Origin of the sequence: Dyella sp. S184 (assembly GCF_009766065.1) — a bacterium.
Taxonomy (GTDB): Bacteria; Pseudomonadota; Gammaproteobacteria; order Xanthomonadales; family Rhodanobacteraceae; genus Rhodanobacter.
This window is the reverse complement of the sequence record NZ_LMUE01000003.1, coordinates 241,494-263,628: the sequence shown is the minus strand read 5'-3', so window position 1 is coordinate 263,628 and position 22,135 is coordinate 241,494. Positions and strand designations below refer to the sequence as shown.

The 22,135-nt window shown below is 61.8% G+C and carries 23 protein-coding genes; 11 read left to right on the top strand and 12 right to left on the bottom strand.

What is annotated here, in order from left to right:
* The first annotated feature begins 205 nt into the window (after positions 1-205).
* Both GSQ75_RS08725 and GSQ75_RS08720 read left to right on the top strand, forming a co-directional pair.
* The gene (locus GSQ75_RS08725; protein ID WP_158754166.1) at positions 206-1,828 is read left to right on the top strand and encodes a phage tail sheath C-terminal domain-containing protein; all 1,623 of its coding nucleotides are present in this window, start codon (positions 206-208) and stop codon (positions 1,826-1,828) included.
* 213 nt (positions 1,829-2,041) lie between these two features.
* On the top strand, positions 2,042-2,296 hold the full coding sequence (locus tag GSQ75_RS08720) for a hypothetical protein (RefSeq protein WP_158754165.1): 255 nt from the start codon (positions 2,042-2,044) through the stop codon (positions 2,294-2,296).
* A 72-nt stretch (positions 2,297-2,368) separates the two neighbouring features.
* On the opposite strand, the gene GSQ75_RS08715 is transcribed toward GSQ75_RS08720, so the two are convergent.
* The 4 genes from GSQ75_RS08715 to GSQ75_RS08700 all read right to left on the bottom strand — a co-directional run bounded on the left by GSQ75_RS08715 (position 2,369) and on the right by GSQ75_RS08700 (position 7,788).
* Positions 2,369-3,304 carry a hypothetical protein gene (locus tag GSQ75_RS08715; protein ID WP_254058512.1) on the bottom strand — a complete coding sequence of 312 codons (936 nt, stop codon included), beginning with the start codon at positions 3,302-3,304 and terminating at the stop codon, positions 2,369-2,371.
* Between the two features lie 267 nt (positions 3,305-3,571).
* Entirely contained in the window at positions 3,572-4,384 is an 813-nt protein-coding gene (locus GSQ75_RS08710) for a M90 family metallopeptidase (RefSeq protein ID WP_254058511.1), read from the bottom strand.
* A 30-nt stretch (positions 4,385-4,414) separates the two neighbouring features.
* On the bottom strand, positions 4,415-5,611 hold the full coding sequence (locus GSQ75_RS08705) for an FAD-dependent oxidoreductase (RefSeq protein WP_158754164.1): 1,197 nt from the start codon (positions 5,609-5,611) through the stop codon (positions 4,415-4,417).
* 230 nt (positions 5,612-5,841) lie between these two features.
* Positions 5,842-7,788, bottom strand: coding sequence for a CocE/NonD family hydrolase (locus GSQ75_RS08700; protein ID WP_158754163.1), 1,947 nt, complete (start codon positions 7,786-7,788; stop codon positions 5,842-5,844).
* A gap of 197 nt (positions 7,789-7,985) precedes the next feature.
* Here GSQ75_RS08700 and GSQ75_RS08695 point away from each other — a divergent pair, with 197 nt between their 5' ends.
* Both GSQ75_RS08695 and GSQ75_RS08690 read left to right on the top strand, forming a co-directional pair.
* Positions 7,986-8,651 (top strand): MarC family protein, encoded by a 666-nt coding sequence (locus GSQ75_RS08695; RefSeq protein ID WP_158754162.1) that lies wholly within the window; start codon positions 7,986-7,988, stop codon positions 8,649-8,651.
* A gap of 193 nt (positions 8,652-8,844) precedes the next feature.
* Entirely contained in the window at positions 8,845-9,555 is a 711-nt protein-coding gene (locus tag GSQ75_RS08690; protein WP_158754161.1) for a hypothetical protein, read from the top strand.
* Positions 9,556-9,656: 101 nt separating this feature from the next.
* Here the strand turns inward: GSQ75_RS08690 and GSQ75_RS08685 are convergent, their stop codons facing one another.
* From GSQ75_RS08685 to GSQ75_RS08670, 4 genes are all read right to left on the bottom strand, one after another.
* Positions 9,657-10,208: a hypothetical protein gene (locus tag GSQ75_RS08685; RefSeq protein ID WP_158754160.1), complete on the bottom strand. Its 552-nt coding sequence runs from the start codon at positions 10,206-10,208 to the stop codon at positions 9,657-9,659.
* A gap of 130 nt (positions 10,209-10,338) precedes the next feature.
* A complete protein-coding gene (locus GSQ75_RS08680) occupies positions 10,339-11,820 on the bottom strand; it encodes a PLP-dependent aminotransferase family protein (RefSeq protein ID WP_158754159.1) in 1,482 nt (493 codons plus the stop codon).
* Positions 11,821-11,968: 148 nt separating this feature from the next.
* On the bottom strand, positions 11,969-12,331 hold the full coding sequence (locus GSQ75_RS08675; RefSeq protein ID WP_158754158.1) for a hypothetical protein: 363 nt from the start codon (positions 12,329-12,331) through the stop codon (positions 11,969-11,971).
* Complete coding sequence (locus GSQ75_RS08670) at positions 12,328-12,864, bottom strand: polymer-forming cytoskeletal protein (RefSeq protein ID WP_158754157.1); 537 nt, start codon at positions 12,862-12,864, stop codon at positions 12,328-12,330. Before GSQ75_RS08670 ends, GSQ75_RS08675 begins: the two co-directional genes overlap by 4 nt.
* 173 nt (positions 12,865-13,037) lie before the next feature.
* Here GSQ75_RS08670 and GSQ75_RS08665 point away from each other — a divergent pair, with 173 nt between their 5' ends.
* The 3 genes from GSQ75_RS08665 to GSQ75_RS08655 are packed head-to-tail and all read left to right on the top strand — an operon-like array spanning position 13,038 to position 14,337.
* Positions 13,038-13,487, top strand: coding sequence for a helix-turn-helix transcriptional regulator (locus tag GSQ75_RS08665; protein ID WP_158754156.1), 450 nt, complete (start codon positions 13,038-13,040; stop codon positions 13,485-13,487).
* Positions 13,484-13,930 (top strand): VOC family protein, encoded by a 447-nt coding sequence (locus GSQ75_RS08660; RefSeq protein ID WP_254058510.1) that lies wholly within the window; start codon positions 13,484-13,486, stop codon positions 13,928-13,930. Before GSQ75_RS08665 ends, GSQ75_RS08660 begins: the two co-directional genes overlap by 4 nt.
* The gene (locus GSQ75_RS08655) at positions 13,927-14,337 is read left to right on the top strand and encodes a DUF1801 domain-containing protein (RefSeq protein WP_158754155.1); all 411 of its coding nucleotides are present in this window, start codon (positions 13,927-13,929) and stop codon (positions 14,335-14,337) included. The genes GSQ75_RS08660 and GSQ75_RS08655 overlap by 4 nt, the downstream gene beginning before the upstream one ends.
* Positions 14,338-14,365: 28 nt before the next feature.
* Here the strand turns inward: GSQ75_RS08655 and GSQ75_RS08650 are convergent, their stop codons facing one another.
* On the bottom strand, positions 14,366-15,412 hold the full coding sequence (locus GSQ75_RS08650; protein ID WP_158754154.1) for a sulfotransferase: 1,047 nt from the start codon (positions 15,410-15,412) through the stop codon (positions 14,366-14,368).
* A 284-nt stretch (positions 15,413-15,696) separates the two neighbouring features.
* Here GSQ75_RS08650 and GSQ75_RS08645 point away from each other — a divergent pair, with 284 nt between their 5' ends.
* A complete protein-coding gene (locus tag GSQ75_RS08645; protein WP_216840656.1) occupies positions 15,697-16,236 on the top strand; it encodes a DUF4142 domain-containing protein in 540 nt (179 codons plus the stop codon).
* 44 nt (positions 16,237-16,280) lie between these two features.
* On the opposite strand, the gene GSQ75_RS08640 is transcribed toward GSQ75_RS08645, so the two are convergent.
* Both GSQ75_RS08640 and GSQ75_RS08635 read right to left on the bottom strand, forming a co-directional pair.
* On the bottom strand, positions 16,281-17,606 hold the full coding sequence (locus GSQ75_RS08640; RefSeq protein ID WP_158754153.1) for an MFS transporter: 1,326 nt from the start codon (positions 17,604-17,606) through the stop codon (positions 16,281-16,283).
* A 73-nt stretch (positions 17,607-17,679) separates the two neighbouring features.
* Positions 17,680-18,147, bottom strand: a complete 468-nt coding sequence (locus GSQ75_RS08635) for a hypothetical protein (protein ID WP_158754152.1) — start codon at positions 18,145-18,147, stop codon at positions 17,680-17,682.
* A gap of 665 nt (positions 18,148-18,812) precedes the next feature.
* Between GSQ75_RS08635 and GSQ75_RS08630 the strand changes: the two genes are divergently transcribed.
* Complete coding sequence (locus GSQ75_RS08630) at positions 18,813-19,244, top strand: hypothetical protein (protein WP_158754151.1); 432 nt, start codon at positions 18,813-18,815, stop codon at positions 19,242-19,244.
* Between the two features lie 28 nt (positions 19,245-19,272).
* Positions 19,273-19,713, top strand: a complete 441-nt coding sequence (locus GSQ75_RS08625) for a hypothetical protein (protein WP_158754150.1) — start codon at positions 19,273-19,275, stop codon at positions 19,711-19,713.
* A gap of 126 nt (positions 19,714-19,839) precedes the next feature.
* Here the strand turns inward: GSQ75_RS08625 and GSQ75_RS08620 are convergent, their stop codons facing one another.
* Entirely contained in the window at positions 19,840-20,778 is a 939-nt protein-coding gene (locus GSQ75_RS08620) for a LysR substrate-binding domain-containing protein (RefSeq protein WP_158754149.1), read from the bottom strand.
* A 100-nt stretch (positions 20,779-20,878) separates the two neighbouring features.
* On the opposite strand from GSQ75_RS08620, the gene GSQ75_RS08615 reads away from it, so the two are divergent.
* Positions 20,879-21,994 carry a twin-arginine translocation signal domain-containing protein gene (locus tag GSQ75_RS08615; RefSeq protein WP_158754148.1) on the top strand — a complete coding sequence of 372 codons (1,116 nt, stop codon included), beginning with the start codon at positions 20,879-20,881 and terminating at the stop codon, positions 21,992-21,994.
* Positions 21,995-22,135 lie beyond the last annotated feature (141 nt).

Sequence of the window (22,135 nt, the reverse complement as noted above, 5' to 3'; positions counted from 1 at the left end):
GAGAAGCCTGTGTGAAAAAACGATTGCCCTCATTAAGCTTGAGTCGCGATGTTGTGTTGAGTGCAGGTGGCTACGCGCACGCGCCAAGCGGCCATTGCGTACTCGGCGGCTGGCATATCGATGGACCATGGATAACTTCGCGCCCTTGGCGCACGCTGCGTGTTGATTTTGCAACCTGCCAGCGCACCTAACGAGGAACAGGACCGTGCCCACTTACCAGCATCCCGGCGTCTATATCCAGGAAATTTCCGGCAGCCGCAGTATCCAGGGTGCCTCGACATCGGTGGCGGCCTTTATCGGCTTCGCGGAGAGCGGGCCTTACGAAGTCCCCACGCTGATCACCAGTTGGAATGCCTATACGCGCCAATTCGGCAATTTGAGCTGGTGTGGCTTCATGTCCTGGGCGGTGTATGAGTTTTTCCGGGAAGGCGGTGTCAGCTGCTACGTCGTCCGCGCCAACCAGATTGTTTCCGGTCAGGGCAGGATCGCGACCGCCACTATTGGCAGTACGACGATCAACGCGGCCAGTATGGGAGCCTGGGCCAACCGTTTGCAGCTGTGCATCACTAACAGTTCTGATGGAACGTCGGGCGGCAGTTCAGGTCAGACACCCACTTTCAATCTGCTGGTGGTGATACCTGCTTCGGTAATAAACCCGAGCAGCGCGCCAGCCGACCAGGCCATGCAAATGCTGGCCGCCTATGTGAAGCAGAACGGACTTGTGTCCACCAGGATCAACTCCGACAGCTATTACGTGCTGGAGACTTTCAGCGGCATTGCCGCGGCCAACGTCGCGCTCCAGACGCGCATCAATTCGCAGTCGATGTTCATCCGTGTGGCGGCATTCGACGGCATGCCTCTACCCAATATGCCAACACCCATCGCCCTCAATAACGGCCAGAACCCGACCTGGGATTTCAGTGGCGCGCTGGAGGCGTTGGTAAAGGTGCAGGGGATAAGCCTGCTGGCGATGCCCGATACTGTCGGCTCCACCGACAGCAGCGGTGCTACCAACGCTGTCTTGCAGAGCGAGTTGGTGAACCAAGGCCTGCGCCTGTGCGAGCAGCTGGGAAGCATGTTCTATGTGGCCGATCCGCCCTACGGCCAGAACATGTCGGGTGTCCTGTCTTTCAAGAACGGCACGCCACCACCGGGTACGTTGCAGGGTGGTCAGGCGCTCAACTCCAACTATGGCGCGCTGTATTACCCGTGGACGTGGATATTCAATCCTCTCAGCAATACAAGTGTGCCAATCCCACCTTCTGGCCCCGTGCTGGGACGCTACGCCTATACCGATTCGAGTATCGGCGTGTGGAAATCGCCCGCTGGCGTCTATGATGGTGCCTTGTGCACCGTCACGTCACTGGCTGCGCAAGTGACCGATGCGGACCAAGATACGCTCAATCCGAACGGCATCAATGCGCTGCGCAATGTCATCAACTACGGCAACGTGGTCTGCGGCGCGCGCACATTGTCGCAAGATACGCAATGGACTTATCTCAGCGTGCGGCGATTGTTTATCTTCGTGGAGCAAAGCCTGAAGAACAGTCTGCAGTGGGTGGTCTTCGAGCCAAACGACCAAGCCCTGTGGGCGGCGGTATCACGAGACATCGGCGCCTTCCTCACCACGTTATGGGGCCAGGGAGCATTGTTCGGCGCGACAGCGCAGGAGGCGTTCTTCGTCACATGCGATGCGTCGAACAATCCGCCGGAAATGCGTGAGCTGGGCCAACTTTTCATCGACATCGGCCTGGCTCCCGTTTACCCGGCCGAGTTCGTCGTCATCCGCATCGCCCAAAAGACCGCCGGCCTGGATTCGTGCAGCTAACGTCTGCTCCTGGCCGATCCTGGCCGGTGGCCTCATGCTGATCAGGATGCAGGGGCGCTGATCATGATCGATGGGTTCCGCGGATCAACTTCATCGGTGCGCGCATTGAGTGATCCTCCCGATTTTGGGTTTTGGTACAAACGTGTAACGACGGTGCACGCGCGAAGCGCGGTCAACCGGGCTATCGTGCCGTCCTGATCACGAAGAAACATCATGACGAAAAGCTACGACCCACCCCTGACCACGAACCCGCATGCTCCCCTCTATCGCGTCGACAAAGCGATCAAGGCAGCCCAGCAACGGCTGGATGCCGCCATCGACGCGAAGCGGCACCACACCAGCCAAAACTTGGCCCACGAAGTGATCAAGGAGGCGCGCGAAGGACTCAAGAAGTCCGAACTGTTGCGCGTTCTCAGGATCAAGGAACTCGTGCAGAAGGCGGCGGAGACCGAGGCGGCTGGAAAATAGACGGAGCGGCTCTGACCCGCTTTGATTGCTTCCGGTTTTCTGAGACACACCGCTACATGTGGTCGACCGTGCTCAGTGCGAACCCACGCTCGAGGAAACCGCTGGCGTCGACGACTCGGCCGCTGCGCGCTTGGGCGTATCGAGCGGGCACCATGTCTTGAGGCGCTTGCCGGCACGGAACAGATCGATGCATTCACGCATCTCGGCCTTGAAGGCCAGATCGGGCGTGTTGATCGGGCAGCCGTCCGACAGCGGCTTGTCTGCCTTGTACTCGGCGATGCAGCTCGACAGTGGCGGCGGTGTGGGCGGATTCGGATCGTCGGCCAGCGGTGGCGGCGGCAGGTTGAGGCGCTCGTCGCGGTCCTTGGGGGAAGGCGGTAGGGGAGGCGCGTCGCACAGCAAGTTGGAAACCGTGCTGCTCTTCTTGGGATCGCACATGGTTTTGACCATCGCCTTGAGCGAATCGCCTATATGGCGACCCACCGCACCACCGGCTGTCTCGTTCGGTGGCGGGAAATATTTCTCGAAGCGGGTGGTCTGGGTGTGCATCTGGTTGTAGTCGTGCTGCATGATCTGACGATCGTCCGTGGGCTTGGCCGGTGTGGCCTTGGCGCTTGTTGTTGCATAAGTCTCCGTGGGGGGCGGCAGGCGTAAATTGACGGCGGACGGCGTGGACACGGAGGCCGCCGGCGCAGGTGTCGCTTCATGATCCTGCATGACCATCGCATCACGAGGTGGCACCTCGTGAACGCGTGGGGGCACCACCTGCTGCTGCGGCGCCAACTTGGGTGGCTGAGGCGGCTGCACGGCGCGCGGCTTGCTGGGTTGATCGATCAGACGCACGGTCAGCACCTGATTGCTATCGATAGGCACCATCGCCAGATGCTGCGGCTTGGGCTGCATCTCGTGCCACAGCGCCAGTGCGAACAGCGCGTGCAATACCAAGACCAAAGCCAGCGCGAACGCCGGGTGCGTCAGCGGTGGCTGTCGCCCGCGTCTGCGACCCAAGGTCTCGCGCGTTTCGCTGTCGAGTAATGCCAGACCGCGTGCACGATCCTTCTCTTGCGGATGTAGGACCTGCCTGGAACGTTCGATGACACTGCCTTATTCAAGTTGAAGCCAATTACCCAAACGAAACCTGCGCATACCGTCGGCGCGTGTTACAGCCAACCCCGGTAGACAGATTCTTTCATTCAGGGTTCCCCTGATCTGAAACTGGTACGGATGAAGTCGAATGAGGTTCGCTTGACTTCCTTCGTCCATTTTCTGGAACCCTCAGAACGGATGCTGCCGGTAAAACTGCTCAAGCTGCCGATAGACGTCCGGCAAGTGCTGGCGCAAGTTTGCCGGCGCCTCGAAAAATTGCTCACTGGTGACCGCAAAAAATTCGGCCGGGCTTTCAAGAGCATACGGGTCAATCGGCAACTCGGCCCCGTTGCGTTGCTCTTCCTTCAGGCGATCCCACGCGCTCGAGAAGACCCGCGACCATACACGGCGGTCCATGCGTCGGTGCAATGGCGGAAAGCCGTTGGCGTCGCCGTTGAGCATATCGAGCTTGTGTGCCATTTCGTGGATGACCACGTTGTGCCCCGGTTTCTTCCCGCCATTCAGCACCTCCGCCCACGACAGGATCACCGGCCCACGCCCCCATGCCTCACCGGCCATCACGCTGTTGGTCTGGTGAACGACTCCCGCTGCATCGATCTTCTGGCGATGCGGAATGAACGCGTCCGGGTACACGATGATGCTGCGCCAACCGTCGTACCAATCAAGGCCCAGTTTCAAGATGGGTATGCAAGCATGGGCCGCGAGCAGGACACGGTCGGCGTCCTCAAGCTGCAACCCCTTGGTCGGCTCCAGCGACTTGCTCTCCAGGAACAGCGTCGCCAGCACGCGAAGCGTGGCCTGGTCGGAAGCACCCAGCCGCTGCGCAGGGGCACAGCGCTGCAGCGCGTCCCGCCAGAGCGGTTCGGCGATCGGGTGCCGGGCGACGGTGCGTCGCACGCGCCAATTTCTGATTTTGTCGAACATCGCCACAAGTTGGAGGGCGTCGTAGCGAAAGCAAGGGGCAGGGTGGACTTTCTCCAAACGCGGAGCCATTGTGTGGACGGATGACCCTCAAGTGCTGCGCATCGTCGCCATGATGTCGGCAAGCTGCCGCACCGCGGCTTCGGAGGCTGCACGATTGGGCGTGAGGTCGCTGTTGTTGAAATTGCCGGTGTCACCATACGCCTGTACCAGCAGACCATCGCGGCGCGGCACCATGCTGAGGTTCCTGGTCATCAACGCGTAATTCACTTCGGGCTGCGGAATCAGGCGCGCGGTCTGGCCGCGCACGGGAATGATCGACTCGTCGTCGAACAGGGCCCTGGCGCCGTAGCCGGTGGCATTGATCAGGGTGCGCTCGGGCAGCGCCTGCAATTCGCGCGGATGGTTGAATTCGCGCACGATGATTTTTCCGCCGGCGAGCTGGAAGTCGGACATCAGCATGCGCGTATAGCTGGTGATGTTGAACATCATGATGGAGAAACGCCGCGCCGGTTGCGGGAACGGCGTGCTGCCCACAGGCAGGGTGACGGACTGCGGACCGAGATCACTGATGCGATCGCTCAAATCACCGTATTCCGGCTCATCGGAAACAGTTTTGTTTTGCGGGCCCGATGTGCTGTCGAGCAAGTGATAGCCATCGATCCATTCGATCGGATCGCCGGGCAGCCCCAGCATGCTCTGGTACATGGCATAGGAAGTGCGCGCCATGGTTTCCCAGCGATCGCCGAAATCTGCGGCGTGCTGTGCGTCGCAGATGCGCGAGTCCGGCGTCCACAGGCCGGTGGCGCGCATCGAGAACACATCGGGCGGCAACGCTTTGGCATAGATGCGCACCGCCATGCCGGCACGCTGCGCCAGCAGGGCCGACGTGAGCCCCAGCGCGCCGCAGCCGATGACGCCCAGCTCGCGCACGCCGGTGGCCTGCGCCATGCGCACGGCGAGCGTGCTCGAACCCCACGACAACGACCAGCCGCTGCCGCCGTGTCCATAGTTGTGCACGACGGCCTTGTCGCCGAATTTTTCCAACTCAATACGCGGTCCTGCCGCGCGGAAAGGACGGCTGCATACGTATACGCCGGTGATGCGGTCCACCTGCGCCCTGACCGGCGCCAGCTCCGCGACGCCCGATTCCAGCTGCGCGGCCCGCGGCGGAAGCGCGGGCTTTGCGTTCGGCACAATGATCTGCCGGGCGCAGCCGGTGAGGGTGGCGGTGGAGGCCAGGGCGAGCGTGGTGCCCGCATGGCGCAAAAATTCACGTCGTTGCACGGACACACTCCCCTGCGGTGTGGAAACAACCGATTTGTAGGCGGATCGGCGAAGCGTAATCCAACCAAGCCGCCCACTGCCGACGCGATCCATTACGTTGCACTCGCCTTATAGCGGTTTCATGGCAACAAGCTGTCAGATGGCTGTCGAGACAGTCGTCATTGTCTTCGCATCGTGTGCGGCAGAAAGGTCCGGTCCGCGCGGGAGCGCGGACCGGGCCAAGGCATCGATCAGTCGCTGCTGGTCGAGCTCGCGACCACCGGCAACAACACCGCACTGCGTCCATCGGACCCATGCTCGATCGTCACCGTCGCCTTTTGGTAGTCCGACGGTTTGGCGAACAGAATGTTGGGCACATAGGTCTGCGGGTTGCGGTCGTAAAGCGGGAACAGGCTGGATTGGATCTGCACCATGATCCGGTGGCCAGGCTTGAACTCGTAGTTCACCGTGGGCAGGCGGAACTTGTATTCCTGCACCTGATTCGCCGGGATCGGCGAAGGCTCGGCGAAGCTCTTGCGATAGCGCCCGCGGAAGATGTCGAGCGAGACCGGCAGCTCGTAGCCTCCCATCGCAGGATCGGTCGGATCGGTGCCGGGATAGACGTCGATCAGCTTGACCACGAAGTCGCCGTCGGTGCCGGTGGTGCTGGCGAAGAGGTCGGCGATCGGCGCGCCTTCGAGCCGCACGGTCTTGCTCAGCACGGGCGTGGTGTAGGTCAGCACGTCGGGTCGGTCCACCACGAAGCGCTGGTCGTGGACCAGCCAGGTGCGCCAGCGGTCCTCGTTCTGGGTCGGGATCGGGCGGGGCAGGTAGGGCACGGGCTTGGCGGGGTCGGCGACGTAGCTGTCGCCGCCACCGTTCGGCTGCTCGAAGCCCAGGCCCATGTCGGCCTGCAGGTAGAGTGGGGTGAGCTGCTGCTTGCTTGCCACCTTCCAGTCGGCGAAGCCGTCCCAGTGCTGCTCGACCGGGTTGTAGATCATCGCTTCGGGCAGTGGCTTGGGCAGCGGCGTGCCGCGCAGGTAGTGGTTGAACCACGGGATCATCACGTTCTGGCGGAATTGCGCCGTCGTGTTGCCCGGCCACTTGAGCGGCCCCATGTTCCAGCCGTCACGGTTGATCTGGCTGTGCCACCAGGGGCCCATCACGAGGTGGTTGTTGGCGCCGTGCCCGGCCTTCTTGAGCGCTTCCCAGGCATGCACGGCGCCGTAGATGTCCTCCTGATCCCACAGGCCCTGCAGCCACATCGTGGGCACGTCGGAGGGATGCGCGACAAGCAGCTTGTCCAGCGCCTGGAGCTGCCAGAAGGCGTCGTAGGCGGGGTGTGCCGAGAAGCGGTTCCACCAGGGCAGCTGCCTGAAGCCGTTGGCCTCGGCATAGGCGCCGGCCGAACCGGCGTCGAGGAAGTTGGTGTAGTCGTCGTAGTTCTCGCGCGGGATGCCCTCGCCTTCGCCCTTCTTGCTGGTCTGGCCGCTGAAGTAGTCGAGGTTCACCTGGCGCAGGGCGCCATAGTGGTACCAGTCGTCACCCATCCAGCCGTCGATCATCGGGCTTTCCGGCGCCGCAACCTTCAGCGCGGGGTGCGGGTGGAGCAGGGCCATGGCAACCGTCCAGCCGTCATAGGACGAACCGATCATGCCGACGTTGCCGTTCGACTCCTTGATGTTCTTCACCAGCCAGTCGATGGTGTCCCAGGCATCGGTGGTGTCGTCGGTCGTGGTCGGGTTGAGCGGCCCCATCGGCGGGCGCGTCATGATGTATTGGCCTTCCGAGCCGTATTTGCCGCGGACGTCCTGCCAGACCAGGATGGTGCTGCCGTCGGCCCAGTCCTTGTCGCCCGACCACACCGCGTCGGTCATGTGCGGGCTGTTGCCGGTCGTGAAGCTGCCGGTGTTGTAAGGCGTGCGTTCGAGCAGCATCGGCAGGCTGTGCGCACCCTTCGGGATCAGCAGCACGGTGTGCAGCTTCACACCGTCGCGCATCGGGATCATGACCTCGCGCTTGACGTAGTCGAAGTTGCCCTGCGGCGGCTTCCAGTCGGCCGGAATGTCCGACGCGGTCTGGATCATGTCGGGCGTGACCTTCGAGGCATCGGAGCCCGGTACGGGCGCCGCGGGCGACGCGATGGAAAGGAGGCCGGCGAGCGAAACGAGCGCCGAGGCCAGGACGGCTTTTTTCATGTGCAGAGGGTCCTCTTGGGAGCGTCAGCAGCCTTTGTTGGTTGCCGTTCGCCACTATGGGAATGTTCGCAGGGATTTTGCAACCGCGGTTGTGCGGGAGAATATCCGGGACAAAGAAGTCATCATCTGCGCCAGCAGACGATACTGGTTTCCTTCCAGCACACTTGGGCGGGTCATCTGGAGCAGGGGCGCTGAACATGACATCCGAGCTGCACACTTTCATCCACTTGCTCTTCATCGGCGTGGTGGCGCTGTTCCCGGTGGTCAATCCGATCGGTACCGCCTTCGTGGTGATGCCTTACTTCGCCCGTCTGGATCGGGGCGGCAAAAAGCGCGCGGTGGGTACGATCACGCTGTATGCGTTTTGCGTCTGTACGGTGACGCTGATTGCAGGACAGTGGATCCTGAAGCTGTTCGGGCTGTCGATTCCCGTGGTGCAGCTGGCTGGCGGCATCATGATCTGCAAGATGGGCTGGGAATTCCTTTCGTCCGACGACAAGGATGCGAGCGCCGACAGCAGCAGCGACGTAGGCGATGCGAAACCCCGCAATATCGACAATCAGCTGTTTTACCCGCTGACCTTTCCGCTGACCACGGGTGCGGGGACGATCTCGGTACTGCTCACCCTGAGCGCGCACGGCGCGGATACCGATCTGCGCCAGATGCTGTTCAACATGGGCGCGATCATGCTGGCGATCGTGGTGATGTGCGTGCTGGTGTATGTGTTCTTTCTCAACACCCAGCGCATCGAACGCTACCTGGGCTCCCAGGGTGAGCGGATTTTCAACCGCCTGATCGCCTTCTTCATTTTCTGCGTGGGCCTGCAGATCGCCGTCACGGGCGCCAAGGCGCTGTTTAGCTGAGTCGGTGTCAATATGCGGCTGTGATACGCCTGAAGGTGTATCACCACGGTCCTGATCGAATGTCGATTTCCCTCTATCTCATTCGTCGTGGAAGAGGTCCGCTCACTCGCGCCTTTGGCTTGGGCGCCATCGGGGGTCGATCCGGAAAATCAGATCCTCATTACACCTTAGCAATCAGACGGGGAGACACGAGATGAAGCAAGATGCCGGCCGCTTAAAGATTTGCGCGATGCTAAGCATGTTTTTAGCTATAGCGGTTGCCGAAAGTTCAGTGGCTCAAAATTCGCAACATGCCTATCCGAGCATGGCGCCCGTGTCGCAATACCTGATGGGGGACCGCGATGCGGAAATCGCCTTGGCGCGTAGCGCGGCGCCCAAAGCCATTTCCGGGGAAGCCAAGATCATGGTGCTCGGGCCGCATGGCTACGTCACCGCGGTCGAAGGCAGGAACGGCTTTGTATGCATGGTCGACCGGTCCTGGTCAGCCCAGTTCGATTTTCCGGAATTCTGGAATCCCAAATTGCGCGGGCCCACGTGCTTCAACCCGCAGGCGGCGCGATCGATCCTGCCGATAACCTACAAGAGGACCGAGCTGGCTCTCGCCGGACAATCCAGGAGTCAAATCATGGAAGGCATCAAGACCGCACTCGCCAGGAAGCAGTTGCCGCCTCTGGAACCTGGTGCCATGAGCTACATGATGTCGAAACAAGGCTATCTGAATGATTCGGTGGGGCACTGGATGCCGCACCTGATGTTCTATATGCCACTTGAAGCGGATTGGGCTGCCGACGTGCCAGGCTCTCCGGTGATGCTGAACCCCCAGTTTCAGGTCCCTGAGAAGATAAAACTGTTCATGGTTCCGGCCGGCAAGTGGTCCGATGGAACGCCTGCGCCGATGAGGTAGGAGAAGGGCGCCGAAGTTGATTTCGGCGCATCTGTTCTGCTCCCTGATCAATCCTTCTCAGGGAGCAGTTTCAGAGCAGTCGAGCGCCAGCCTGGGCGCGATTACTTGAGCCGCGTCAAATAGGCTTTGAACGCGGTCGCCCAAGTTCGGCCGGCATCCCGGGAGTAGGAAATCTCATAGCGATGAGAGTTGGTCGTGATGTCGGACCATACTCCGCGTACGAGGACCGTTTGGCTCTTGTAAACCGTCGTGCCGAACAGCTCACCCCTGCCGTCTTTGAAGCTTCCGATGGTCGGAGCTTCGATCTCTCCCGAGTCGCTGTCGATGTAAGTTTGACTCCATTGCCCAGCTTTGGAGTTATAGACGAAGAGCGTCGCACCTTCCCAATGTCCATTGGGGCCATCGGCCTCAATCTCCTCAAGCCATGCGTGGCCATTCCAAACCGGCCGCGCTGTCTTTGTACCTTCCATGGTCACCGTGTGGGTGCCGCCCTCGAACGGGTCGAGCACCTGCGTGGCATGCGTATGCCAAGCCCCACGAGCGAAGTCGAAATCATGAGCGCCGTTCCTAGGTGGCTCGGCCCGCGCATTCAAGGACGAGCATGCAAGAACACCGGCAATCATGACGCCACGTAACAGCAGTCTCCCCATCATCGCGTTCTCCGTATGGCCAAACCCAGGACGAGACTTTAGGGAAAACCCAGAGCGCCAGAAGGGCCAGTCGGAGAAATCAGGGGTGGGCCACTTAGCTGGACGCGACGTTGGGAGATTTCTCAACAGCCTGCTAGAGCACGCGCCGTAACGCCTTTAAGCCCTGCTCGATAGCCTTGAGGTCAACGGCGCCGTAGCCGAAAACCAGGCCTTCCGATGTGGGTTCGCCGAAAAAATAGCGCTCGAACGAATGCAGATGCACGTTTGACTCCAACAATCGTGCGGTGACGCGTTCGAGGCGCTTGGGTAGTGTCGATAACGCCGCTACATGCATTCCGTAATGCGACTGCATCGGTGACAGTTCTTCCGAGAAGTCCAATCGCAGAATCTGCTCTATGAGATCTCGTCGCTTCCTGTATACGTCCCGGAGCTTTCGCACGTGCCGCGCCAGATGCCCATCGGCGATGTAACGGGCAACCGCCATTTGCGTCAAAGTCGGGCAATGCCAATCGAGACAGTTCTTCGCCGTAACCAGCGTCGGCATGGCCCACTGCGGTGCTACGACGTATCCCAGTCGCAGCGCGGGGAGCATGCACTTGGAGAAGGTGCCGATGTAGAACACGTCATCCGCGGTCGCCGTGGATCGCAGCGCCTGCAGTGGCGTGCCGTCGTAACGGAATTCTCCGTCGTAATCGTCCTCGACGATGACTGCCCCATGCTTGCGGGCAAAATCGAGCAATGCTGCGCGCCGCTCGGCGGACATGGATACGCCGAGCGGAAATTGGTGTGAAGGGCATACGCAGACGATCTGTACAGGGATCGGCAGGGCGTCGACCACCAGCCCCTGCGCGTCGACCGCTACTGGCACAACCTTGGCGCCGGCGGCGAGAAATGCAGCGCGCATCGGTGGGTAGCCCGGATCTTCAATGGCGACCGTCGTAACCCCTGGGGTTACCAGCACGCGGGCGAGAATATCGAAAGCCTGCTGCGCGCCAGCGGTAACCAGCACATCGTCGGGCTCGCACACGACCGCGCGCGAGATGCCGATGTGCGTCGCGACAGCTTCTCTCAACGGGAAATGACCCTGGTTGCCCTGCGGACTCTTGAAGGCAGGAGGCTTCAATTCCATTCGCCGGAGTTGCTTGGCACTGACTCGACGAAATATCTCGAATGGGAAGAGTCGCGGATCGACCAACGCTGGCCGAAAATCCAGGAATGCGGTGGCCCTTGGCGTCCTTGGACGCTGACCGTCGTTCCAGAAATTAAGTGTGCGGGCAAGCTCTGGCCGAGACCACAGCGAATTCAGACGTGGATCGGGTGTTTGCTGTGCCAAGAAACGTTCGCGCGGTGGACGACTTTGTTTCGGCGCCACATACGTTCCCGACCCTTGCCGGGACTGCACCAGCCCCTCGATCGCCAGCCTCGTATAAGCCCGAGTAACCGTGTTTCTCGATACACCGAAAAAGACAGCTGACTGACGCTCCCCCGGGAGTTTGGACTCGGCAACCAACCGGCCATCAAGAATGGCGGTGCGTAACTGCGTGTAGACGGATTCCGCAGATCGGCGGCTTCCTCTGGGTAGGGGATCAAAAGCAATTTCGAACAGACTGCTCATATCGCCCCATCACGCATCACAACTTTTCCCGCCGACGTAGCTCGATAGCGACGCCAGAGCGACGAAAGAGGTCAGAGACATTCAACCTGTCAGGAACGTGTCCTTGACCTCTTTTTTACGACTGTAGTTCAAGAGTGCGGAGGGAGCATCAATGCCGTGTGCGCTTCCCGCTTGCGCTGGCGGGGTTCATCTCGACGCTCAAGGTGAAGGTGCGTTGTTCGTCCGGTTGCATGGCGCCGACGCCAACCAGCTTGCGCGCGATCTCCTCGCCGCGTTCGTCGCGGATGGTCAGCACCATCGAATATTCCCACGCACCGCTGCCGACAGGGTTGCGAAAGCTGCCTTCCACGCGCAGTGGCACGGACGTTGGTGCTGCGACCGCGTTGGTGGGTTCACTGAAGCGCAGCTTGTGGCGGCAGGCGGGACACACTCCCGCACTTTCCAGGATAGTCTCCCGGCAGTGCGGACAGGTGCGCGTCGCCCCGGCCGTGCCCGGGGGTGCGGTGGTCACGAAGCTGTGCCGCTGTGCCCGTTGGCCTTGTGCGCGTTGTTGCCGTCCTTCGCATCGTCCCAGCCGAACTCGGCTTGGCCGCGCATGCGCGAACCCGCCGCCACGCTAAGCGATCCTGCCTTCAGGTCGCCGGTCAGCGCGCCGCTTTGCTGCAATTCCACGTGCGCTGCGGATTCGATGTTGCCGATCAGTTCCCCCGCGATGATGACCTTCTCGGCGCGCACGCTGCCGGTCACCTTGGCGCCGGCCTCGATGGTGAGGTCGCCGCGCACGTTGACGTCGCCCTTGAAGCTGCCGGCGATGCGCACATGGCCCGCACCTTCGATCTTGCCTTCGATGGTGATATCGGGCGCGATCAGCGATTCGGTCTTGGGCTTGCTCGACGTGGGTGTAGGCGTGGGCGTGGGACGGAGTGCGGGCTGCACTGAGGTTTGCGCTTCGGGCTTGGTCTCCGGGATGCCGAGGCGCGTCAGGTCCATGGCTTCGGGCGTTTCGGCGGCGGGGGTCTTGACGGGTTCTTTCCACAAGGCCATGGCGGGACTCCAGTTCAGTCAGACGGACGGTCAGCCTACCCCCCAAATGGCACGCAAAAACGGGGTCAGGTTCACTTACTGGTGCAAAAGCAGGGTTTGGTTCAGGTTCGCTTCCTAATTGGCTGTTTGTTATGGACTTGAGCACCCCGGCGCCAAGTGGGACGATCGCACCAATGAATAGCCGACCCGCCGCAGCACAGCACCTGCGCGACCTCGCACGGTTGCGTCGCGTTCGCGACCGGATCGATCGGGAGTACGCGCAGCCGCTGGACGTCGAGGCGCTCGCCCGCGGCGTGCACATGTCGGCCGGGCACCTCAGTCGCCAGTTCAAGCTCGCCTTCGGCGAGTCGCCTTACAGCTATCTGATGACCCGGCGCATCGAGCGCGCGATGGCGCTGCTGCGTCGTGGCGACCTCAGCGTCACCGAGGTCTGCTTCGCGGTCGGCTGCGCGTCGCTGGGTACCTTCAGCACGCGCTTCACCGAGCTGGCCGGGGTGCCGCCCAGCGTCTATCGGCGTGAGGCGGCGCACGCGACCGCGGGCATGCCGTCCTGCGTGGCGAGACAGGTGACGCGACCGGTCAGGAATCGAGAAGCGCCGACCCCCGAGTCGGACCTAGCATGACGACTCCACCCACTCCGAGCACGACGGCCATGGATATCAATATTCACGCGAGTTTTCTTCCGCAAACCAACCCGGACGCCTCGCTGGCGTTCTATCGCGACACCCTCGGCTTCGAGGTGCGCAACGATGTCGGCTACAACGGGATGCGCTGGATCACGGTCGGGCCACCCGACCAGCCCGGCACGTCCATCGTGCTGTTCCCGCCAGCCGCCAGCCCCGGTGTCACCGACGACGAGAAACGCACCATCGCCGAGATGATGGCCAAGGGCACCTACGCGATCATGCTGCTGGCTACCAAGGATCTCGACGCCGCCTTCGAACGGATACAGGCCAGTGGCGCCGAGATCGTCGAGGAGCCGACGCAGCAGCCGTATGGGGTTCGCGACTGCGCCATCCGCGATCCCGCGGGCAACCTGCTGCGTGTGCAGGAGCGGTCATCATGAAGAACGAGAAGAGCGGTGCGAAGGAAGCAAGCTCAGGCGATGCTCCCTCCAAGCTGATCGATGCGAGGATCAAGGAACTGGGCGATTGGCGTGGCGAGACGCTCGCCCATGTCCGGGCGCTCATCAAGCAGGCCATCCCCGAGGTGGTCGAGGAGTGGAAGTGGCGAGGCGTGCCGGTGTGGTACCACGCCGGAATGATCTGCACCGGCGAGACCTACAAGAATGCCGTGAAGATGACCTTCGCCAAGGGTGCCTCGCTGGAGGATCCTTCGCGCCTCTTCAACTCCAGCCTCGAAGGCAACACCCGGCGTGCCATCGATTTCCATGAAGGCGACAAGATCGATGAAAAGGCGTTGAAGGCGCTTATCCGCGCCGCCGTGGTATTGAACACGTCCAAGGCAAAATAAAGACGGTAATAGCCGACGCCCCGATGATTCATGAGAGGCGGCGAAGCAGCTCCATGCCGGGCGCGCAAGCCGACTCGAGGCGTGCCCGCTCATCGGCGGGCAAAGTCACCCACTTTGGCGGGTTCTTGCGCACGCGCGCGGCCGCCCGCGCGAGCCACGAAGAATCGTCCAGGCTGGGGTCCATGAAGCGAACGATGCGCTGGAGCTCGGTGTGGGGTGCATCGAGCATCGACTCGTAGCGCACATGCAGTACCCGCTCGGCGGGCACGTTCTCCAGCAGCTTCAGGCCCACGGTGATCATCTCGGACCAGGCCATGCCGATCGGCTCGATCGGGAGCTCGAAGCGCTGGAACACGTCGACGTCGAAGCTCTCGGGTACGAGCCCACGCCACGCCGGCGGAAGGTCCTCGGGTACTTGGTAGGTCGGCGTGAGATAGGGGGCTGCGCCGAACCTATGCTTGAACATCGTGCCGATCATGCCCATCCGCATCGGAGCAAACCGGCGCGCCGAGACCGCGAACTCGCGACCGTCGCGAAAGACGTGGATGAACTTGGCCGTCGGGAAAAAGTGCGACAAGGGATGGACGAGGCCGAGCGACGCACCCGAGCGCTCGCACCAGAACCGGCGGCCGAGGCGCGTACACAACCACTGGAAGACCCGCAGGTACTGTCGGTGGATCCGGTCTTCCGGCAATGACTGCACGAAGATGCGCAGCTCCTCGTGGAGCTCATCGGGGTCTTCGGTGAGCGGCGGGAGCGTCATTGCCAACAGCGGCGGAATGCCCGTCTCGCGGAAGCGCAGGGCGGAGGCCAGCGGATAGCGAAACTCTTCGATGGCGAGGCCGCGCTCCATGAGGCGAAGCCAGGCCGTATGGCGAGGACGCGGCTCGCTCAACACGGACCAGAAGTTCGGGCCGTCGACGGGATCCTGCCGGAAGCCAAGCGGGTGGAGTGCGTTGAACAGCTCGGAGAGGCTCAGGACGTCCGGATGCAGCGAGAGCAGCTCGGACAGCATCGTCGAGCCGGAGCGGCCCGTGCTGACGATGAAGAGAGGGGCTTGGGGCGATGCTGTCATGACAGGACGTCAGCCTATCAGTTGGGTGTCTGCTCCGCATGGCACGGTAAAGGGGACGGGGTAATTAAATCGCTGTTGACTACTTCGTCCCTTTTGTTTCCTTTGTTTTCAGGAGATGGGTTCGGCGTCGGGATATTGCGGGTGACTCACCTTTTGAGCACATGGTTTGCGGCAGGCTTGTTTGCATTGATGCAGTGGGGCCCGTCTTGTCTTAATTTGTCTTGATGAGGGGTCATGGACTGTGGCTGGCGCGATCGGCTTGAAGCACGTCAGCTGCTACTCGAATGTCATTCAATCAACCTGTCGAGGATGCACTCATGAAACACGTTCTACCTATGTTGGCTCTAGCTGTTTCAATGGGACTTTCGGCGTCGGTTGCGCATGCGGCTGATACCACGTCGGCCACGGACCGAGCGTTCATCGCCATGGTCAGTCAGGGCGGCATGTTCGAGGTGAATGCGGGTCAACTTGCCGCGGACCAGGGCGACAAGCAGGACATCAAGGACCAAGGTGTGACGGAAGCGCACGACCACAAGCTGGTCGGTGACAAGCTGAAATCGATTGCCTCCGACGCCGGCGTGACGTTTCCGGATTCGTTGAACCCTACCTTCCAGAAACAACTGGATGACTTGAAGGCCTTGTCCGGCAAAGCTTTTGACATGGCCTATCTGAAGGACATGGAGCTGATCCACGCCAAGGACGGGGCCGCGTTCGCGAAGGAAGCCGCGTCGGGTTCCAACCCAAAGCTCAAGGCCTTTGCCGCCGAGACGCATCGCATCGTGGTGCGCCACATCGGAGAGCTGAAGGCGCTCGGGGCGTCGTGATTTTCGGCGCAAGAGCATAAGGAGTCAAAGACAACTCCTCGCTGTTAGACGTCGCTGAGCTCTTTTGCTTCCCGCTCGCGGGCATGCGCTCTGACCAGGCACGGATGCGTCTCCGGCATGGTCAGGAGCACGGGCATGACGACCAGGGCGACGGCGGCGATCATGGCACCGGGCAGGGCAGTCCATCCGGTCTGCCTGATGAAAAGTTCGGCGAGGAAGGGGGTCAGGCCGCCGAAGATGGCGGTGGCAACGGTGACGCCCAGTGCCAGTCCGCTGAGTCGGCCCTCGCCGGGAAACTGCTCGGCGGTCGCCGGGGCGCCTACCGCACTCACGCCACCGGCGAGGCAAGCCAGAACGATCGCTCCGACGGCGATGGGCAGCTCGCCGCCGCCTGCCATCAGGCCGAACATCGACAACGGCAGCAGCACGCCGGCAATGCCCAGCCAGATCATCACCGGTTTGCGCCCGACCCGGTCCGAGAGCGCACCCGCCAGTGGCGTGACCAGGATCACTGCCACCGCGGCAAGGGTCGATAGCCACAGCGAACGGCTTTCGGCGAGGATGCCCGATGAGCTCAGGAAAGCCGGTACATAGGTGATGCCGACGTAATAGGTGATCGAGCCAAGCGCCGAAATGGCGAAGGTACGCAGAAGCGCGGGTCGGTGATGGGCGAGCGTGTAGCGGAGCGGGGACTCGGGCACGCTGTGCTGCTTCACCTGTCGCAGGAAATCCGGCGATTCTTCCATGGTAGAGCGCGCGAACCAGACGCAGCCGGCCAGTGCCGCGCCTACGAAGAACGGAATGCGCCAACCCCAGGCATCGAGACGGACGGTGCTCATCGCGCCGACCGTCAGGGCGGCGATCGCCACTGCCAACAGCGCGCCGACCTCGCTGGCGGCGGACGCCAACGAGGTGATCAAACCGCGCCGGTCCTCGCGTGCGCCTTCCAGCAGGTAGGCGACCACGCCGGTATATTCGCCGCCGACCGAGAACGCCATGAAGCAGCGCAGCAGCAACAGCAACCCGCCCGCCGCCGGCCCGATCGCGGCATAGTCGGGTAGCAACGCCGTCGCGAGCATCGCCAGCGTCATCAGCATCATCGACAGCACCAGCGTGCGCTGCCGCCCGATACGGTCGCCGATATGGCCGAACACCATCGCGCCCAGTGGCCGTATGCCGTAGGAGATGGCGAACCCGGCGAGCGTGGCCAGCAGCGAGTTAGCACCGCCACCGAAGAACACCCGCGACAGCACCGTGGCGAAATACAGGTAGAGCGTGAAGTCGTACCACTCCACCACCGTCGACAGTGCCGCGACCACCATGGAGGCGCGCGAGACTTCGGGGGCGCTGTACCTTTCGGTCGGGCTCATGCAGACGGGGTGCCGGAAGCGAAGCGGTGCCAGGGACAATACCTGACGCAGCCGCGGTGATGACGATGCAGGATCACCGCAGCGGTTCGGTCGCCAGATCACCTGTGCATGGGATCGGCTGGCCATCCTTGCCGACAGCTTGCGTAAAACTCGAGCCGCTGTGGTTGATGACGGTGCCATCAATGCACTGCTGGTTTCGGTCCAGCCGGTAACTTGCCTGTGCGGCAAGCTCCTCCTGCCGCTGCTTCTCCTGGCGTATGGTTTGCTCCGCCTGATACTGCCGAGCCTGCTCATTCACCTGCTGGTATGTGTTGGACAAGTCCTCACGCTGCTGCTTCAGATCAGCTGCCAGCTGTGCCCGGTATTGCTGGGCATGAGCCTGGGCCTGCTGAGCCTCCAGTGCGGCGGCGCGGGCGGAATCGCGTGTGATCTCATCGGCCTGGCGCGCTGCGAGGTACTGGGACAGTCCATTCCAGACAAGCACGGCGACGAGCAAACTCGCCACGACGGTCCCGATTTTCCACGACAACGGCATGGCCATGACACTCAACCCCCAGCAAGATTATGGAAAAATCCCGCGCACACCGTGCCTCGATGCAACCTTTTCGAGAGTCGGTTGACAGAGTCTAGCTGTGAAAAATGGTATCAGGGACAATTCCTGACATCGGGCCTGATCCTTAGTGAGGCTGCCACGCAGCTTGTGCTTATCGTCGTGCGCGCGGCTCACGAGCGTTGCTGTCGCGCATGGCCCGACATCCCCATCACGATCTCGCCAGCATTCCCCAACACATGGCGCAAGAGGGCAACAACCGGCTGTCGTGCTTTCCGGACGGTGAAGATCACAGCGTTGGGCATGACAGTGCTTCGGATACCGGCTGTACACCTGTGTGCTGATGAGCAAGCACGTGCATCCGCCGCTGCCATCGGACGAGGCGGGCGCCATATCTTGGTGAATTAAATGGGCAGGCGTAATTAAATATTAAATCCACTTGATTGACTCTGTTTTCTTTGACGGCTCCTCTCAGCTTGAGTTCGCGTGGCTTGTTCTTGATTGGCATGTCGGCGACTGCTTGCGCCGGGTCAATGTTGTGGCATGATTTGTTGCGAATAGGGGAGGCAAGCAAATTGGTCGACAGTGTGGTTCGCCGAAGGGCGATTCACGCTCGGGTTAGTGTTGAACTCATACTGGGGATCGGAAGGACATCCATGAAAAAATTTGTGTCGATTATTGTCGCCGCTATGCTGCTTTGTGGGTGCTCGGCTGAAACGAAGTTCATACCTCGCGGTCAGGATCTGTCACAAACAGCACACTTCATTGGCGACTCGTACGATGTCCATGCTAGCCATAGCGGTGATGCGCAATATATTTTTTTCACCGAGGCGGATGGCAAGCAGCTGCACGGCTATTGGGACGTGAGGAAATGGTCGAATGAGCTTTACCTTCTTCCGGGCCATCACACTTTCAAGGTGAGGTTTGCACGTGCCAGCGTGCATGCGGATGCGAAGTTCTCCGTCGATGCAAAAGCGGGTGCAACATATTATGTTCACCACGCGATTGGCGCATACGATGTCAAGTTATGGGTGACCGAGGGCGCGCACGGAACAAAGATGGCCGCTACGCCGATTCCGATTACGTGAGGCCTATTCTTACAAATACCAATTTTGTATGAATACTCACTTTTCGGGCATTGAAATGAAATCAGTCAAGCTATGCGCAGTCATTGCTCTTTCCCAGCTGCTGCCAGCATGTGTCATGACCAAGGCTGCTTATGTCGCTCCTGGTGCCGTGTACGGGCAACAAGCGCGAATTTTATCCGAGCCCGTCTGTCAGCCTGATTCGTTTGGTTCAGGCCCCGTTGAAATCATAAGAATCGATGGCTTGAAAACAGCTCAAATGCTTTCCATTCCCAATCCGGTATCTTATGTGCCGCCGGGGGAGCACAAATTCACGATTTTCCATGCGGTGGGCACGTTGAATTTCACCGGTCATTTGAAATTGAATGCGCAGGCGAATACCAGCTACGTGCTTCACTGTGCCGGGGCAGGCAGCCGTTTTTGGTTCACAGAGGGCGAAAATGGCCCTGCCGTTGGCAGCATCGATTTCTAGGGAAAAGGTGTCAGAGACAGTTCCTGACGCGGAGGCTCAGGGGCCGGCGGAAGAAATTGAATCCAGCACGGGCAGTTGTCGCGTTGAGCTATCCGGAAATTTCGACCAGCCCAGCGTTACCCGATGCTACGGTTCGACGATGACCGCCCGGCGGATGTAGTGGTGCGTGGCGTCGCAGTCACGCGACGCTTCGTCGCACAGCCATTCGCGAAACCTGGCGATCTTGCGGCTGTGCTCTCGGGCGATCGGGAAGGTGAACCAGAATGCACGGCCATCGCTGGCGACGGCATCATGCGCGGGCACCAGCCGACCGGCCTCGATCTCGTTGCGGAACAGGATCGGTGAGCCGATCGCGATGCCGTGGCCGGCGATGGCTGCGGCGATGTCCAGGTATTCGGCGGACAGATGGGTGCCGAAGCGGCCGTGCAGGACGACGTCGTCGAAACCCCGCACGCGATACCACAACGTCCACCAATCGGAGCGGCCCAGCAGCGGAACGTCCAGCGGGCGTCGCGGGTCGGCGATGCTCGCGGCAGCTTCTTTCAGCGCCGGTGCACACAGCGGCATGAAGATGCTGGGCAGCAGTTCGATCGTACGCAGGCCGGGCCAGCGGCCGTGGCCGTTGCGGATGGCCGCGTCGAAATGGCCGGTGCTGAGGTCCTGGGCGTCTGGCGACAGATCGAGGTCGAGCGCGATCTCCGGATGCTTCGCGCGGAAGCGGCCGAGCTTCGGTGTCAGCCAGCTGGTGCCGAGGGTCGGCAGGGTCGTCAGCGACAGTCGCGCCTCGTCCACGTCGGCAGCCCGGATGAAGCTGGCGCGCAAGGCGGCGAAGGCGTTGATGGCTTCGTGCGCGACCAACTGGCCGGGCTCGGTCAGTTCCACTCGCTGCGGGTAACGCGCAAACAGCCGTACGCCGATCTGCTCTTCGAGGCGTCGCACGTGGTAGCTGACCGATGCCGCCGTCGTGTCGAGTTCCTGTGCCGCCCGCGCGAAACTGCCGAGGCGGGCCGCGGCCTCGAAGGCGCGGATGGCCAATAGGGACGGGAAGCGGTGCGGGGCGACCATAAGTCTGCCTTATGCTGAGGGTCCGCTTTCGCGTGGTCAACCATGCGCCGTATTCGCCATGATCAGGATCCTGTCCTCGTGGCCTGCAAGGATTCGCCCCATGCCTTCCCATCCTCCCATCCCGTTTTCGCGCCGTGCGTTCCTCAGAAGCCTGGCGCTGGCCGGCGGGGCCGCGGTACTTGGCCTGCCGAAGTGGGTTGGCGCGCGGCCTGGTTCGCCCGCGACGGCAAGCGGCACGGCCCCGGAACACGCCGATCACGCGCGCGACTGGGCCTGGCTGGTCGGCAACTGGGACGTGTGGCACCGTCGGTTGAAGGAGCGCCTGGTCGGCGACACCCATTGGCAGACGTTTACTGGGCGCAGCGCGCTGTGGCTGACCATGGGCGGCCTGGGGACGATCGATGACAACGTGATCGAGCTGCCCGGCGATCCCTACCGTGGGCTGACCATGCGCGCGTTCGACCCCGGCACCGGCAAGTGGTCGATCTGGTGGCTCGACGGGCGCGACCCGACCCACATCGATCCGCCTGTGCTGGGTGGCTTCCACGACGATACCGGCCTGTTCTTCGGCCACGACACGTTCAAGGGTCGTCCGATCACGATGCGCTTCCGCTGGAACGACGTCCACAGCTCGCGGCCATGGTGGGAGCAGGCGTTCTCCACCGACGACGGCGCCAGTTGGGAGGTCAACTGGCGCAACTACTTCACGCGAACCTCGCACTCGCCGACGCCGCTGCCCAAGTTGGCGGATGCGCCACGCGACTTCGATTTCCTGGTCGGGTCGTGGAACGTACGGCATCGTCGACTCCGGCATCGCCTGGTCGGCAACCGCGACTGGGACAGCTTCGGCGGCACGCTGGTCAACTGGCCGGTGCTGGGCGGGCAGGGCAACGTGGGCGACAACGTCATGGCCTTGCCCTCCGGCACGGTACGCGGTATCGGCCTGCGCGCCTTCGATCGGGTGAGCGGGCAGTGGCTGAGCTGGTGGCTCGATGGCAGGACGCCCTCGGTCATCGAGCCGCCCGTGCGCGGCCGCCGCATGGGCGACGTTGGCACCTTCATCGGCGACGACCAGCTGGACGGCCGTCCGATCAAGACGCGCGTGGTCTGGTCGCACATCACTCCGCACTCGGCGCGTTGGGAGCAGTCCTGCTCGGCGGATGGCGGTGCGACCTGGGAGCTGAACTGGGTCAGCGACTTCACGCGAGCAGCCTGAGATCCTTTTTCTTCTTCAAGGTGAGCGCGCCGAAAGCGACTTTCGCAACGTCGTGGCAGAGGGCAGTCGATTTGCCCGGGTCGATCCCCGATAAGATGGGCTTTGTCCAAATCGCCGAACTTCGCGCGTCATGGGAATGGC